This is a genomic window from Vibrio chagasii (assembly GCF_024347355.1).
Taxonomy (GTDB): domain Bacteria; phylum Pseudomonadota; class Gammaproteobacteria; order Enterobacterales; family Vibrionaceae; genus Vibrio; species Vibrio chagasii.
This window is the reverse complement of record NZ_AP025465.1, coordinates 2,141,239-2,157,022: the sequence shown is the minus strand read 5'-3', so window position 1 is coordinate 2,157,022 and position 15,784 is coordinate 2,141,239. Positions and strand designations below refer to the sequence as shown.

At 45.4% G+C, this 15,784-nt stretch carries 12 protein-coding genes and 1 pseudogene; 7 read left to right on the top strand and 6 right to left on the bottom strand.

Annotation, left to right across the window (positions count from 1 at the left end; genetic code table 11):
* Positions 1 to 43: 43 nt before the first annotated feature.
* Positions 44 to 1,297, top strand: a complete 1,254-nt coding sequence (locus OCV52_RS09885) for a D-amino acid dehydrogenase (RefSeq protein ID WP_137408360.1) — start codon at positions 44 to 46, stop codon at positions 1,295 to 1,297.
* 94 nt (positions 1,298 to 1,391) lie between these two features.
* On the opposite strand, the gene OCV52_RS09880 is transcribed toward OCV52_RS09885, so the two are convergent.
* The 4 genes from OCV52_RS09880 to OCV52_RS09865 all read right to left on the bottom strand — a co-directional run bounded on the left by OCV52_RS09880 (position 1,392) and on the right by OCV52_RS09865 (position 5,333).
* Positions 1,392 to 2,129, bottom strand: a complete 738-nt coding sequence (locus tag OCV52_RS09880; protein ID WP_137408359.1) for a dienelactone hydrolase family protein — start codon at positions 2,127 to 2,129, stop codon at positions 1,392 to 1,394.
* 201 nt (positions 2,130 to 2,330) lie between these two features.
* Entirely contained in the window at positions 2,331 to 3,278 is a 948-nt protein-coding gene (locus OCV52_RS09875; protein ID WP_137408358.1) for a 1-aminocyclopropane-1-carboxylate deaminase/D-cysteine desulfhydrase, read from the bottom strand.
* Positions 3,279 to 3,402: 124 nt separating this feature from the next.
* Entirely contained in the window at positions 3,403 to 4,659 is a 1,257-nt protein-coding gene (locus OCV52_RS09870) for a sensor histidine kinase (RefSeq protein WP_102425385.1), read from the bottom strand.
* On the bottom strand, positions 4,656 to 5,333 hold the full coding sequence (locus OCV52_RS09865; RefSeq protein ID WP_004741618.1) for a response regulator transcription factor: 678 nt from the start codon (positions 5,331 to 5,333) through the stop codon (positions 4,656 to 4,658). Before OCV52_RS09865 ends, OCV52_RS09870 begins: the two co-directional genes overlap by 4 nt.
* 125 nt (positions 5,334 to 5,458) lie before the next feature.
* Between OCV52_RS09865 and OCV52_RS09860 the strand changes: the two genes are divergently transcribed.
* Genes OCV52_RS09860 through OCV52_RS09850 form a run of 3 tightly spaced genes read left to right on the top strand, consistent with a single transcriptional unit; the run spans position 5,459 to position 8,395 of the window.
* Positions 5,459 to 6,478 carry a glycosyltransferase family 2 protein gene (locus tag OCV52_RS09860; protein WP_137408357.1) on the top strand — a complete coding sequence of 340 codons (1,020 nt, stop codon included), beginning with the start codon at positions 5,459 to 5,461 and terminating at the stop codon, positions 6,476 to 6,478.
* Positions 6,475 to 7,944 (top strand): ArnT family glycosyltransferase, encoded by a 1,470-nt coding sequence (locus OCV52_RS09855; protein ID WP_137408356.1) that lies wholly within the window; start codon positions 6,475 to 6,477, stop codon positions 7,942 to 7,944. Before OCV52_RS09860 ends, OCV52_RS09855 begins: the two co-directional genes overlap by 4 nt.
* The gene (locus tag OCV52_RS09850) at positions 7,931 to 8,395 is read left to right on the top strand and encodes a GtrA family protein (protein ID WP_137408355.1); all 465 of its coding nucleotides are present in this window, start codon (positions 7,931 to 7,933) and stop codon (positions 8,393 to 8,395) included. The genes OCV52_RS09855 and OCV52_RS09850 overlap by 14 nt, the downstream gene beginning before the upstream one ends.
* Positions 8,396 to 8,505: 110 nt before the next feature.
* On the opposite strand, the gene OCV52_RS09845 is transcribed toward OCV52_RS09850, so the two are convergent.
* Positions 8,506 to 10,881 (bottom strand): YgiQ family radical SAM protein, encoded by a 2,376-nt coding sequence (locus tag OCV52_RS09845; RefSeq protein ID WP_137408354.1) that lies wholly within the window; start codon positions 10,879 to 10,881, stop codon positions 8,506 to 8,508.
* 237 nt (positions 10,882 to 11,118) lie between these two features.
* On the opposite strand from OCV52_RS09845, the gene OCV52_RS09840 reads away from it, so the two are divergent.
* Both OCV52_RS09840 and OCV52_RS09835 read left to right on the top strand, forming a co-directional pair.
* The gene (locus tag OCV52_RS09840) at positions 11,119 to 11,799 is read left to right on the top strand and encodes a hypothetical protein (protein WP_137408353.1); all 681 of its coding nucleotides are present in this window, start codon (positions 11,119 to 11,121) and stop codon (positions 11,797 to 11,799) included.
* Between the two features lie 98 nt (positions 11,800 to 11,897).
* Positions 11,898 to 12,098: a DUF4250 domain-containing protein gene (locus tag OCV52_RS09835; RefSeq protein ID WP_004741624.1), complete on the top strand. Its 201-nt coding sequence runs from the start codon at positions 11,898 to 11,900 to the stop codon at positions 12,096 to 12,098.
* Between the two features lie 118 nt (positions 12,099 to 12,216).
* On the opposite strand, the gene OCV52_RS09830 is transcribed toward OCV52_RS09835, so the two are convergent.
* Positions 12,217 to 13,128: a LysR substrate-binding domain-containing protein gene (locus OCV52_RS09830; RefSeq protein ID WP_008219852.1), complete on the bottom strand. Its 912-nt coding sequence runs from the start codon at positions 13,126 to 13,128 to the stop codon at positions 12,217 to 12,219.
* Positions 13,129 to 13,409: 281 nt separating this feature from the next.
* On the opposite strand from OCV52_RS09830, the pseudogene metE reads away from it, so the two are divergent.
* Positions 13,410 to 15,749: pseudogene (gene metE, locus OCV52_RS09825) on the top strand (5-methyltetrahydropteroyltriglutamate--homocysteine S-methyltransferase).
* Positions 15,750 to 15,784 lie beyond the last annotated feature (35 nt).

Below are 15,784 nucleotides of genomic sequence, written 5' to 3'. Positions count from 1 at the left end.
GGCAGTAATGCTCGGCAGATTTGGTCGGGCGTAGGGGAAGAGAATGGAAGTAATTGTAATTGGCAGCGGTGTGATTGGCTTGACCAGTGCTTGGTATCTGGCGAAAGAGGGCCACTCGGTGACGGTTATCGACCGCCAAGATAGCAGTGGTAAAGAGACCAGTTTTGCGAATGCCGGTCAAATTTCTTACGGTTATTCATCACCATGGGCGGCGCCGGGTATTCCTTTGAAAGCGATGAAATGGCTCACCCAAGAGCATGCTCCCTTGAAAGTGAAGCCATCACTTTCCCCTGATTTAGTTTCTTGGGCGACAAAGATGCTCGCCAATTGTAACGAAGCTAAATACGCCGTGAATAAGTCACGGATGTTGAGAGTGGCAAACTACAGCCGAGACTGTCTAACCCACCTTCGAACCAGTGAAAATTTGGCATACGAGGGCAGGCAGAAAGGTACCCTGCAGGTATTCAGAAGCGAGAAACAACTGGATGCGATTCACCAGGATATGAAGCTATTAACAGAAAGCGGCATCGAGCACTCGCTGTTTGGTGTGGAGCAGTGTCTGTTGGTGGAACCGGGATTAGCTGACGTGAAAGACAAGCTGGTGGGCGGTTTGTACTTACCTCATGATGAAACGGGTGATTGCCATCAGTTCTGTTTAGCCTTAACTGAGAAAGCCAAGGCGCTTGGCGTCCAGTTTGTATTTGATACTGAAGTGGTGAGCTTGAATCATCAGAACCAAGCTATAGAGAGCATTACGACAACTCAAGGTGACTTCAAAGCGGACGCTTATGTGGTGGCTTCGGGAAGTTATTCTCGAGATCTGCTGAAACAAGTCGATTTGTCGATTCCTGTTTATCCAGTGAAGGGATATTCTTTGACATTGCCAATTGTTAGTGCGGATAAGTCACCAACATCAACCGTTATGGATGAAACCTATAAGGTGGCGATGACGCGTTTTGATGATCGAATTCGTATCGCTGGGACGGCTGAGCTTGCTGGTTTCAATTACCTGATTCCTGAAAAGCGCAAAGCGACGATTGATATGGTGATTAAAGATCTGTTCCCGCAGGCTGGGGACTTCTCTAAAGCAGAGTACTGGACTGGCTTGAGGCCAATGACGCCAGATGGCACGCCTATAATCGGCAAGACGCCAATTAAGAACCTGTTTACCAATACAGGCCATGGGACGTTGGGATGGACGATGGCGTGTGGTTCCGGAAAGTTGTTAGCGAGTGTAGTTAGTGGCTCTAATAGCGATATTCAATCAGACGACTTGAGTATTTACCGATACATGTAACTCATCAAAAAACGTGTATAGACGAATTAGCCCATGTTTAGTTATAAACATGGGTTAACTCGGTTTTAGTGTTTTAGTGTTTTAGTGTTTTAGTTTATCTGGTGGTGGTTTCTAACACATGCGTGAATCGCTGCCACGATTTTTGGTCGGCTTCATTTTGGTAATTATTGGAACCAAATACAGTGAACGCATGAGGGGCTCCGCTGTAGGTGATCATCTCATGAGGTACTTTGGCTGACTCCAATTCAGCGGCAAGGCTACCAAAATCCTGCATTGAGATCATGGCATCTGCCGTTCCATGGAACACGACAACGGGTGCTTTGGTTTGTGAGTAGTCTTGTCCTTTCGGTGTCGATAGACCACCGTGGAAGGTGACATAAGCTTTGGATGGAATTCCTGCTCTTGCGGCTTCCAGTACGGCAGCACCACCAAAACAATAACCCATCATCACATTGTTATCTAAGTTACCGCCAAGCCTTTGCGCTTCTATCGCGCCAGCATTAAGTAGTGCGCGCATTTTTTCACGATCTTTATACAACTCGCCCGTGTGTTGCTTTTTATCTTTCACTTCTGTTGGGCGAATGTCTTTTCCAAACAGGTCGATAGCAAACACGTTGTAACCGAGTTCGTTGAGCATCTCAGAACGCTTTTTCTCGTAGTCGGTCAAACCATCCCAATCGTGTATTAAAAGTACTAGAGGGGCTTGATCGCTGGCTTCACTCCAATAACCTTCATACTCCATGCTATCCACCTGGTAGATGACGTTTTCTCCAGAGTGTGCTGCAAAAGGAAGACAAACCGAAAGCAGGCCTAGTGTAGTAAGTGCTCGCATACATTAATCCTTCAGGTGACGAGTGGCAATCCAATGGAAAGTATAGATAACGTTATGATTCTCGCCAGATTGTCAGCTTGGCTTTGATTGGTAAAGCAAGAAGGATTACTGTATTAAACGGAAGAAACTTATACGGAAGAAACAATCACAGTAAACCGTCACTGTGATTGTTCGAATAACAGGTTTAAGAGGTTTGAACCATTACCAAGTAGGGGCTGTGCTGTTATCGCTGCTAGAAAGACTTGTTCTGATATCAGGATATTTACGCTGATAGCGAGGCAACATTGATTCATTGCCTAAGATGCCACCTTGATGAATATAGATAATGGTTTTAGTCGGATTATCTGCCTGCCATTGCTCTAAACATTGCCACATCAATGGATCGTAAAGCAGATCGAATTCAATGTCAGTTTGCTCCTGAAGATCTAGCCATGTCTGATAGTCTTGCTTATACAGTTTACCGAAGTGATGCTTTTTCGGGAGAGGCAATATCTGTGGATGTTCGGTTTCGCCAAGCTCATTGAATTGCTGAGTCAGGTAGTCACTTCCACCCACACAAGCGCAAGTGAGCACCGGGATATTGTGTAACTTTAGGTGCTTATGAAGATAAAGTGCAGTGCTGCCAGTCCCTGCGGGTAGTGCCACAACAAAGTCGTATTGGTTTTCAAAGCGCGTCCAGCTCAGTATTTCCATTGCCAGTTGCTTCACACCATATTCGGAAAGTTGAGAGCGTCCCCCCTCAGGTAACACAATGCACTGTGAGTCTGGTTGTCTCACTTGATCAATATACGCTTGTGGATGAAGTTCTGAACCTGTTTCTTTGACTGAAATGACTTTAGCGCCTAGGTCAATAGCACCACGGTAATTGCCGATTGGGCGCTCTTGTAACCATTGAGGTAGGTGGTCGACGTAAAACTCCAGCGTCCAACCTTTAATCTTTGCCAATGCCGCGAGTGAGAACAGAGAGTTAGCTTGCGCCGAGCCGTAGCTGATTAGGGTGGTGATGTCCGGATGATCGTCTTCTAGCAGCTTCATAAATTTGCGGGCTTTATTGCCACAAAAGTGGGAGTGCAGCTGGTCATCACGCTTTAAGAAAAAGGTGTGGTTGTTGTATTGATGCTGAGTTACAGGGCTATTATTTAGTTTCATCGCACTTAGTAAAAATGCTGACTAAAAAACCAGCATTTTAAAATCAAATTGGACTTACGAGTATCTAGCAGGTTATTGGCTCTGTAAACCAACAACATCAAGTTTTCACTCGATATTGATCGCTCTAAAAGGTGATTTGAGCTGTGCATCCACCGCAAGTTCGGTTGAACAGTTTGAAGTCCCAGTGATAGCGTTGACACAGGTCGTCAACAATCAGTAACCCTAAGCCGTGACCGTTAGGGTTGTATTGATCTTGTAAGCCTTCGCCTTGGTCTTCAATCGTAATGCCGTTTTGAGACAAAGTAATTGTCACAGTACCACTATTGGTCGCAGCAATAGCATTCCTTAGTAGGTTACCAATCAGCATGTTCATGATAGCGCTGGTGGCTTGAATGGTCGGCTCAGACTCAACGGTTAATGATATCTCGACCTCTTTGTCAGAGGCCTGTGAAGTGCTTTTTGACACAATAGCTTCTAGTTCTTGTTGGCTAAATAAGCGCAGTGGTGCGTCGTCACTGTTTCTTTCATATCTCACGAGGCCAAGCAAGGCATCGACCATCTCCGACATCTGCACGATGGCGTCATCAATACGCTCAACCTGACGAGATTGAAAATCGGTCGTATCACTACGAAGCAATAGCTTATTAGCACCACGTGCAACCGTTAATGGTGTTCTCAATTCATGGCTTGCGTAGCGTGCAAAGGCTTGCTCACGTTTGATAAGGGAGTTGATTTCTCGACGATATTGATTGAGTTGATCGGTCAGTTGACGGAATTCAATCGCAGCATCGTCACTTACTCCAAATTCTTCGTTGAGGTTGAGTTTGTTCGACTCAAGCTGTGCAGAGAGAGAGTTAAATGGTTCAATAAGCCGTTTGGATAATCGATAAAGTATTGAACCAAAGCAAAAAATTAGGATAGAGAGCAATGTAAGTATGAACATTGTTGCGTACACTGATTCTGTTTGGTCCAGTTCGATAAGGTCTATTTCAGACAGTAAAATAATAGGATAGGTTTTTCCTTGGTGTGTGTACTCACCAACATAGACCATGCGCGAGTTTGGTTCTTGACCCACTTCGCCAAGGAAGTTTTCTCTGCCTTTTATAAATTTAGAGTACTCTTCCGGTATGAGAGTTGGGTCATTATAGGCGGTGGTCAGTTCATCTATTCTTAATTCACCATTCTCCCCAGCTTGAAACTGACTGATGGCGTAGTTGCGGTCAATCAGGATTCGCCTTTCGCCGACGCTGTCTTCAGACAAAAACAGTGCAGATATAAAGACCACATAGACAAATGCCGTCACAATCACCGCCATTAAGCCAAAGAAAAGCGCTAAGCGGCCTGTTAGGGTTTTTGTACTAGTGAGAACATTGAGAATCAATTGTAAGACTCCAGGCGGAATCCAACCTTAGGAACCGTAATTAGCATCTGGGTATCAAAGGGCTTATCGAGTTGATTACGCAGTTGGTAGATGTGACTACGTAGCACATCGTTGTTCGGTTCGTCTTCTTCCCATAGCTTGTACGAGATGTCTTCACGCGTTACCACTTCAGGTGCATTCTGGCACAGCATCTCAAGAATGGTATAGGTGGTTGGGTTGAGTGCAAGTAGCTTGTCTTGACGGTAAGCTTTGCGGGTTTTCTGGTCGATGGTGAGCTCGTCAAATTGAAGCTTAGAGGAGGCGACTTTTCCGCGGTAACGGCGAACCAGCGCATTCATCCTTGCTTCGAGAATATCTAAGTCAAAGGGCTTGGTGAGATAGTCATCTGCACCGTGGTCAAAGCCTTTCAGCATATCTTCGCGGCTATCGAGTGCAGTCAGCATCAGGATCGGCGTTGCGTTGCCTTGATCTCGTAGTTTGTTGCAAACTGTCAGTCCATCCATTCGTGGCAACATCAGATCTAAAATAATGATATCAAAAGAGTTATCCATCGCGAGTTGCAGGCCAAGCTCACCATTGTCGGCATAATCGAGTTCCATGCCAATACACTCAAAATAATCAAACAAGACACCTGCAATTTCACGGTTATCTTCGACCAATAGAACTCGTTTCATTTTGATTCTCATACAGAAATAGACACTAACATTATCCTGGGTGAGCGTGAAAAATATGTCAATAACATAACTTTCACTTATGAGCGCGTAAATTGATCTCAGATTAATAAATAGAAGAACGTATTATGTCTGAACTTCATATTAGCCGACCTAAAGAATCCCTCTCGCAGATCCACCCAGCGGTTTTGCTGTCTATCATTGTGCCTTTTTATAACGAACAAGAGGTGTTGGAAGAGTTTCATTCACGCTTAACCAAGGTGTTAGATAGCCTGTCGATTACCAGTGAGATCGTTTATGTCGATGATGGCAGTAAAGATAACAGCTTAGACGTGGTGAGCTCATTTACTTCTATCAACAGTTCTATTTCTGTTATCGGACTGAGCCGCAATTTCGGTAAAGAGTCGGCGATGAGTGCAGGCTTAGAGCATTGTCGCGGACAAGCGGTGATCTTATTAGATGCAGACTTACAAGACCCACCTGAGTTAATTCCTAAAATCATTGCCAAATGGCGTGAAGGCTATGACGTGGTCAATATGCAACGTCGCCAACGTGACGGAGAAACCTGGTTTAAGAAGTTTTCAGCGGCCAGCTTTTATAAAGTGATGAATGCAGCGGCTAAGATTGATGTTCCTGAGAATGTCGGTGACTTCCGACTGCTGAGCCGTGAAGTTGTCGACCATATTAACCAACTTCCAGAACGTAACCGCTACATGAAAGGCATTTTTTCATGGCCGGGCTTCCGCCAAGCGACCATTCAATTTAATCGTGATGCGCGTTTCTGTGGTGAGACGAAGTGGAACTACCTCAAGCTGATCGGGTTAGCAATGGATGGTATTACGTCATTCTCAATTCGACCGCTGCGTATTGCGACGGCTGTGGGTGGTTTGGTCGCGCTGAGCGCGTTTATCTACGGGATGGTTATTGTCTTCAAAACTATGATGTTTGGTGAGCCAATCACAGGATACCCATCCATGATGGTGGTTCAACTTGCCCTCGGCGGCATTCAACTTCTGAGTATCGGTTTAATGGGGGAATACATAGGTCGTATCTTCATTGAAACCAAGAATCGTCCTTTGTATTTGATCCAGTCTGTGGTTGTTACACCCGCATTAAAAACACACTTTAAACTAGAGAAATCGGCATGAGCCTGAATAGAACGCACCTATGGTATTTACTGGCTTTTGCTCTGGTTTTGAGGCTTTTATCCCTAGCGACATACCCACTAATGGATACCACGGAAGCACGCTATGGTGAAATGGCTCGTTTGATGATCGAAACGGGAAATTGGTTAACTCCACAATTCGATTACGGTATTCCTTTCTGGGGCAAGCCTCCAATGTTTACTTGGATGAGTGCGGTTGGTATTCAGCTATTTGGCCTGAATGAATTTGCGGTTCGTGCACCCCATTGGCTAGCTGGTGTCGCGACGATTCTATTGACCGCTTATATGGCAAAACGAGTGGGTCAGAGCGCGTTAGTTACTGCTGTTGTATTGGCAACATGTGGAATCTTCTCGATTGCTGCTGGCGCTGTAATGACTGATATGGCGTTAACCTTGTCTATGACGATTGCGATGTTGGGGTTTTATCTGTGCTGGCAAGGAGAAGGAAGCGATAAGACCAATAGAAATTGGGGATATATCGGTTTCATTGGTTTGGCGCTAGGCTTACTTGCAAAAGGTCCTGTTGCGATTGTTATCATGGGTATCGCGGTTTTCCCCTGGTTAGTTTTACAACACGGGTTTATTGGCGCTTTCAAAGTCCTTTGGCAACGTTTCCCACTGTTATCTGGTATTGGTGTAATGCTAGCTATTGCGTTGCCGTGGTATATCATGGCTGAAATCGCGACACCAGGGTTTATTGATTATTTCATCGTTGGTGAACATTTCAAACGCTTTGTAGTAAGCGGCTGGGAAGGGGATCTTTATGGTTCTGCTCATGATGAAACGCGAGGTATGATCTGGGTATTCTGGCTTCAAGCCGCGGCACCTTGGTCGATTATTTTACCTGTTTTAGCGTTCGCTCGTCGCAGCAAAATCGCTCAAATTAACGCTGAAAATCGTGGGCTGTTTTCATTTCTGGTGTGCTGGTTAATCTCACCTCTAATTCTATTCACCATGGCAGGTAACATTCTTCCTGCTTACGTGTTACCGGGTATTCCTGCTCTTGGTTTGTTGGTTGCTATACTCGTAGTGGAAAAAGATAAGAAGTGGTTCTCGAGCGTGGCATTGGTTCTTCCAGTGTTGCTGATGATTGCGATGGTTTACTTAAACCTAGGTAAGGCGAACGAGAAGAGTGACCGTATCATCTTCGAACAGATTACGGATTCTGCGCCAAGCTTCTATGTGGGTAAGCGACCATTCTCCGGTCAGTTTTATAGCCACGGGCAAGCAAAGAAACTGCTCGATATCGAGCAACTAGATGGCATCGACAAGTTCTACTTGATTGGTAAAAGGGCAGAAGTAGAAACCAAGATAAAAGAAAATGCGCTGACCTGTATTTTGGAACCAACGGTGAAAATAAAGCGTGCTTTATTCACTTGTCACAGCCAAAACATCAAACCCAATCTGTCGTTGAGCTACATCCGAAGTGAAAGTGATGTTCAGCGTTAACTCAGGACTGCAAATGCTCAACAACAAGCTTCAGGCACAAAGTCAAAAGCTCCAATCCCATCATAAGATGGTTCGATTTGCTGTGGTTGGTGCTGGTGGGTTTGTTGTTGATTGTGCGGTATTGGCCTTTCTGCATTACATTGTTGGTTTGCCTTTAATGACGGCGAGAATAGGCTCGTTCATTGCTGCAGCAACGACAACGTGGTTTGGTAATCGCGTGCTGACCTTTGGGTTCAAGGGGCAGGGGCGTTGGTCAGATAAACTGATTCAGTGGCAAAAATTCATGTTCTCCGCATCGATATCAGCGGTACCTAACCTGCTTTGCTTTAAGTTGATGGTAGAACTACTGCCAGTGTTTACTGGTGCTGTGTTTATCGCAATGGCAGTTGGTATCTTGGTCGGTATGGTGACTAACTACCTATTTAGTCAATATTGGGTCTTTACTCGTTAAACTCCTTGTAATCATATAGCCAAGTAGTTATTGATAACAGACATGAAAAAGCGCAGCTAAATAGCTGCGCTTTGTGTTTTTGTGTTCGCTAATAGTATCGGCTTATAAGATTAGCGTTGTGCGGCACGTTGACGGCTCTTTCCGTTACCTGCTGGTTTTCCACTTTGGCCATTACCACCTTTATTGCGGTTTGGTTTGCCATTGCCTTGCGATTGACCGCCCGGTCCTTTCTTGATGAAGCCCGTTGCTGGCTTACGAGAGTTTCCATTACCACCACTGTTACCTTGTCCACCATTGCCGTTACCAGCAGGTTTCTTACCACCTGGTTTAGGCTTATTGCCACCAGATTTAGAGTGGTTACGTGGCTTCTCGCCGCCTAATCCTGGTTGAGATTTGCTGTGCTTAGTAGCAAAACGTTGTGAACCGTGACGACCAGACTTGCGACGCTGCGCTGGTGTTTGAGCATCAAAGTCATCTTCAGGAACCAAGCAACCTGGTTTATCACCAATCAGGTGTTTTTTACCCATGTCGATCAAAGCTTCACGAATCAGTTTCCAGTTCTCTGGATCGTGGTAGCGAAGCAGTGCTTTATGCAGACGACGTTGACGGTCACCTTTTGGCACAGGAATATCTTCACGCTTTTTGTATTTAACGCGTTTCAGAGGGTTTGTCTCTGAGTAGTACATCGACGTTGCGTTACACATTGGCGATGGGTAGAAGTTCTGTACTTGGTCACACTCATAGTTGTGCTTTTTAAGCCACAATGCCAGGTTCAGCATGTCTTCATCTTCTGTGCCCGGGTGAGCCGAGATGAAGTAAGGAATTAGGTACTGCTTCTTACCGGCTTCAGCGCTGTACTTCTCGAACATCTCTTTGAAACGATCGTAAGTGCCCATACCCGGTTTCATCATCAGATCTAGTGGGCCTTTTTCAGTATGCTCTGGAGCAATTTTCAAATAGCCACCTACGTGGTGCGTTACAAGCTCACGCACGTATTCTGGTGATTCAATCGCCAAGTCGTAACGAACACCAGAAGCGATCATGATCTTCTTAACGCCTGGTACTTTTCTCGCTGAACGATACAGGTCGATGGTGTGTTTGTGGTCTGTGTTTAGCTTCTCACAGATTTTCGGGAACACACACGATGGGCGACGACAGTTCACTTCTGCTTTCGGGTCTGAACAACCTAAACGGTACATGTTCGCTGTTGGACCGCCCAAGTCAGAAATGGTACCAGTAAAGCCAGGTACTTTATCTTTGATGTCTTCGATCTCATCCAAGATAGATTCTTTTGAACGGTTCTGGATGATACGACCTTCATGTTCTGTGATTGAACAGAAAGAACAACCACCAAAACAGCCACGCATGATGTTTACCGAGGTTTTGATCATCTCGTAGGCTGGAATCTTTGCTTTGCCGTACATCGGGTGAGGTACACGCTTATAAGCAAGGCCAAACACGTAATCCATCTCTTCTGTTGCTAGAGGGATTGGTGCTTGGTTAACCCAAAGCTCGCGGTCACCGTGACGTTGAATCAGAGCCCGGCCTGAGTACGGGTTTGTCTCTAGGTGTAAGATACGGCTTGCGTGAGCGTAAAGAATACGGTCGTTGTTAAGCTTTTCGAACGCAGGTATACGAACCGCGGTTGTTTTCGCATCGTGACGAGAAGGGCGAATCGTAATTGGCTGCGCCTTTGGCTCTTCATCTTTTTTGGTATCGCATTGCGTTTCCACTTCGTACGGGTTTACTGGTACGTAAGCTTTATTTGGCTTTTCGATACGAGAAGAGTCGATGATCTTGTAACCTTCAGGTGCAGCAGGCAGGTTGATTGCCGTACCACGAATATTGGTGAGGCTAGAGATCTCTTCACCATCAGCAAGGCGGTGTGCCACTTCTACTAGTGCACGCTCTGCGTTACCAAATAGCAGGATGTCCGCTTTTGCATCAAACAGTACAGAGCGACGAACTTTATCCGACCAGTAGTCGTAGTGAGCTACACGACGCAAGCTCGCTTCGATACCACCCAATATTATTGGTGCGCCTTTATAGGCTTCACGACAACGCTGAGAGTAAACCAAAGTTGCACGATCAGGACGCTTACCACCTTCGTTATTTGGCGTGTATGCATCATCGTGACGTAATTTGCGATCAGAGGTATAGCGGTTGATCATGGAGTCCATGTTACCCGCAGTGATGCCGAAGAATAGGTTTGGTTTTCCTAGCTTCATGAAGGCATCTTTATTGTCCCACTTCGGTTGAGCGATGATGCCCACGCGGAAGCCTTGAGCTTCAAGAAGACGGCCGATGATAGCCATACCAAAGCTCGGGTGATCAACATAAGCGTCACCAGTTACGATAATAATGTCACAGCTATCCCATCCAAGAGCATCCATCTCCTTTCTACTGGTAGGCAAAAAGGGTGCTGTTCCGTAGCACTCGGCCCAGTATTTTTTGTGTTCGTGAATAGGAGTGATATCGCTGTACATATTTCGACCTCTGATTTTTGAGGCGGGAATTATAGCGGCATGCGCCCTGACTAGCCAGAAGAACATGCCCCTGTTAGTTTTGGTGTCTTTCGTCATTTTGCTGATAAAAACCACAAAAGAGCCAACCAACAGCATAGTTGAAGCCTTGAATAACGTCGCTAATTTGTGATTTTGATTAGTGTTCGCAGCAGTTTTTGATATTATTCGCGAAAATAAGTCTAGATAAGTAGATCCACAATGGTCGAAACATTATTACTGCAATTTGCTCCAATGTTATTAGGAGCTCAACTGATCTTAACTCTGATCCTGGTAAAGGGTGATATTTGCCCTGGGCAACGTGGTCGTATCCACAAAATGCTACCAGCGATTGGCGTACTTTGGTTAGCCGTGGCTTCAGTCAAGGTCGAAGCGTTTCTTGTCGTGTTCGCAATCTTTTATTTCTATTCTCAAGTTCAGACTAAGAAAACACGTGACTCGGGCCCGATTTGGGTGATGTATTTAGCGTGTGGTTTAGCGCTGTCTTATGTTGCTATCCAAGCATTTGAGCAACCAACGGTGGTCGGCATTATTGCAACATTATTGCTGGTGGTTTTGTTAGGTGCGGCGTTTGCTCATCTATTGCTGACTATCGCAAGAACGCGCTTACAAGCGTTTCACCGTGTTTTGCCAGTTGTAGGTGTATTAACAGGAATGTTGGTAGTACTCGCGACGGTTGTGAACGTTTACTCACTTTCTGAAGCTCAGTTAGAGCCTGTTATCTCAGCATTGTTGTTCAGCTTCGCACTGCTTATCTCTTCAATCGTGGTGTGGTGTTGGCACCTACTGTTTGTTAAAACGCCAGAGAAGGTGCAACTTACGGTGTCACTACTGATGTTGTTAGCCGCTGTCGTTGGCCTAACACCAATTTGGGTACTGTAAGTATTTCTGTGAGTAAAGAAGTGTGATCTGTTTTTTAGCGTGGGGCGATTAAGCGTTCTAAACTTAATTCTAGTCAGAGTGTTCGTAAGGAGTACGAGATGGATTTAAGTAACGTCAAAAGCCTAGATAGTATTATCTTGCTGGGAATAGTGAATGAAAAACTGCGCTTAGAGTGCGACAGTTTTGAAGAACTGATTAGCATGTATGAAATGGATATAGAAAGTGTCGTAGGTAAGCTAGACATGCTCGGCTATCAATACGATCCACTGACGAACCAATTTAAATCATACGCAAGATAATCTATGTTTCGCGAATGAACAGGTATCGCTAAATCAATGCTGCGGAATCTAAAAAGTCACAGGTAATCTGTGACTTTTTTGTTTTTGTACTTTTGTATAGCTCTAATAGTTTATATAGCTAAACAACTTCAATTCCATCCAGGTGGCTCTTACTCTGCTGCCTTGCTGTGCTGAAGAATGCTTGCAGGTAACGCTTGTCTTTCTCTGAATTTCTCACCGCAGCAAACAGTCTTCTTGAAAGTCCTTTACCCAGCGGCTTACTAGCAATCAACCCTTGTCTTGAAAACTCACTGATTGCCCAGTTTGGTAAGGCTGCAACTCCTAACCCGGCTGATACCATTTGCACTAACATCAAGGTGTTGTCTGCTTGCTTCCATTTCTTCGGTTCAATACCTGCAGGTTGCAAGAAGTGTTTCACCACATCTAAACGCTGTTTTTGAACCGGGTAAGATAGCATTGTGAGATCGCTAAGATCTTGTGGATCAATGCTTGGCTTTTCAGCCAAAGGTGAGTTAATCGCCGTGATCAAACGCATCTCGAAATCGAAAAGTGGCTCATAGTGGATCTCAGAGCGAGGTTGAATATCTGAGGTGATCACCAGATCCAACTCGCCAGCCATTAACGCAGGTAGGGGCTCAAAGCCAAAACCGGACGAGAAATCGAGAGTCACGCTTGGCCAAGCAACTTGATACTCTTTCAAAGCAGGCATTAACCATTGAAAACAAGAGTGACACTCGATCGCCATATGCAGGCGACCATTCACGTCCTCTTTCAGACTCGCGAGTTCATTCTCTGCTTTGGCGATTCTTGGTTGAATCTCATCAGCGAGTTTTAGCAAGATCTCACCCTCTGAGGTGAACTTTACTGGCCGAGTTTTGCGTAGGAACAACTGCCCACCAATACGCGCCTCTAGGTCCTTCAATTGATGAGAAAGCGCCGACTGAGTCAGGTGAAGAGAGGTCGCTGTTGCGGTGAGTGAACCGCTGTCTCTTAAGGTCGTCAATGTTCGCAGATGTTTAAGCTCTATCATGAGTATTCCTCATATTCCCTAAGCCAATTCAATATTTCTTAATAATCACCCTACGGGGTTTTTTATCATTTGTAAACGTCTAGATGTCCAGATGGATTTAATTAAATTAATCTCAGGCTGCTTGATGATGAATATTTTTAATAAACAAGATGAATATTTGGACGTTGTTCATTGAGCTGATTCGGTAGATGTTTTAGCCATCCAGACGCCTTTTGAGAAAGCGCAATTTTCAACAGGCAGTCTGAAAAGATACTAATAATTATTGAATAAGGAATCGGTTCATGACGACAACAACGCATATTCTTGGCTACCCCCGTATCGGTGAAAAACGCGAACTCAAATTCACACTAGAGAAATACTGGCGTGGGGAAATTGATCAATCTGAACTCAAACAACTAGGCAGTGAGCTGAGAAATCGTAACTGGAATGTACAAGCTGATGCGAATCTTAGCTTTGCAACTGCGGGTGACTTCGCATGGTACGACCATGTACTGACAACGACTTTGCTTTTAGGGCACGTACCAAAGCGTCATGCTGGTGGTAGCGAAGAGGAGAAAGCTTTCCCTGATTTAGATATCTTGTTCCGAGTGGCGCGCGGGCAATCACAAGTTGAAGCCGCTTGTTGTGGTGGGAAACACGCTTCTGAAGGCACGAAAAACGGTTCAGCAGCGTCCGACATGACTAAGTGGTTTAATACCAACTATCACTACATCGTTCCTGAGTTCAGTAAAGGTGACTCATTTGAGGTGAGCTGGCCTCAATTGTTTGATGAGGTGAATGAAGCCGTTCAAGCAGGGCATAAGGTGAAACCTGTCCTTCTTGGTCCACTGTCTTACTTGTACTTAGGGAAAGAGGTGGAGGAGGGGTTTGACCGCTTAACCCTATTGCCTCGCCTGTTGACTGCTTACCAAGCGATTTTGGCTAAGTTAGCCAAGTTGGGCGTTGAGTGGATTCAAATCGATGAGCCGATTCTTGCCCTTGAGCTTGAAAAACAATGGGCTGATTCATTCAAACTAGCTTATCAAGTCATTCAAGGTGATGTGAAACTGCTATTGACTACGTACTTCGATTCGGTGACAGACACCTTAGATAAAATCGTCAAACTGCCTGTTAACGGATTGCACATCGATTTAGCTGCAGCGTCACATCAGCTTGATGAAGTCGTAAGTCAATTGCCAGAAGGGTGGGTGCTGTCTGCCGGCATCATTAACGGACGCAATGTCTGGCGAGCAGATTTGGCTACTCAGCTTGAGTTACTGCGACCAGTGAAAGAGAGGCTAGGCGATAAGCTGTGGGTGGCAAGTTCATGTTCGCTGCTTCATAGTCCCGTTGATTTAGAGTTAGAAGATTCACTCAGCGAAGAAGTGAAGAGCTGGTTTGCTTTCGCTAAACAGAAAGTCACAGAGGTTAGCTTGTTGGGTGCGGCGCTAGACGGCGATCAAAATGCCATTTTAGCGTGCGAGACTTATAGCCAGCCGATTGTAGCTCGCAAGAGTGCAACCCATGTTAATAAGCCGCAGGTTCAGGCTCGCCTCAACACGATTACCAAAGCATTAGCCGAGCGTAGTACCCCTTACCCAGAGCGAGCTGCACATCAGTCGGAAGTTTTAGGTTTACCGTTACTGCCAACGACTACGATTGGTTCGTTCCCACAGACCGGCGAGATACGTTTTCAACGCAGCGCTTATCGCAGCGGGAAGTTGAGTGAAGCGGAATACACGACTGCACTAAAAGGTCATATCGCGGATGCGGTGAAGCGCCAAGAAGCACTCGATTTGGATGTGTTGGTACACGGTGAAGCGGAACGCAACGACATGGTGGAGTACTTTGCAGAGAACTTAGCTAGCTTTCAAACAACAAAGTTTGGCTGGGTACAAAGCTACGGCTCTCGCTGCGTGAAACCTGCGATTGTGGTAGTGGACATTGAACGTGAGAAACCGATGACGGTTGAGTGGTCGACTTATGCGCAATCACTGACATCTAAGCAGATGAAAGGCATGTTAACGGGCCCGGTCACTATTTTGTGTTGGACGTTCCCGCGTGAGGATATCTCGCGTAAAGAGATCACTAATCAGTTGGCATTTGCGCTGCGTGATGAAGTGTCTGATTTCCAAGATGCAGGGATCAACATTATTCAAATTGATGAACTTGCTATTCGTGAAGGTCTGCCTCTGAAAAAACGCGACCATGCAGAATACTTAGAGTGGGCGGTTGATGCCTTTAAGATCTCCGCGGCAAGTGCTAAACCAGAGACTCAGATTCACACTCATATGTGTTATAGCGAGTTCAATGAAATTATCGACTCAGTTGCCGCATTAGACGCTGATGTGATTACTATTGAGACGTCTCGTTCGAACATGGAACCGCTTAAAGCGTTTGAATAATTCAACTACCCGAATGCGATTGGCCCAACTGTTTACGATATTCACTCGCCAAACATTCCACCACAAGAGTGGATGATTGGTCTGTTTAAGAAAGCAGCTGAGAAGATCCCGACAGAACGCAGTTGGGCAAACCCAGACTGTAGCCTAAAGACTCGCAATTGCGCAGAAACAGAACTGACTAACCTAGTCTCCGCGACTAAGGAGTTGCGTAAAAAGTGGGAGTCAGCAGAAGCTTAACTATCACAAGAGCTAGATGACTCAAAACAAAAAGC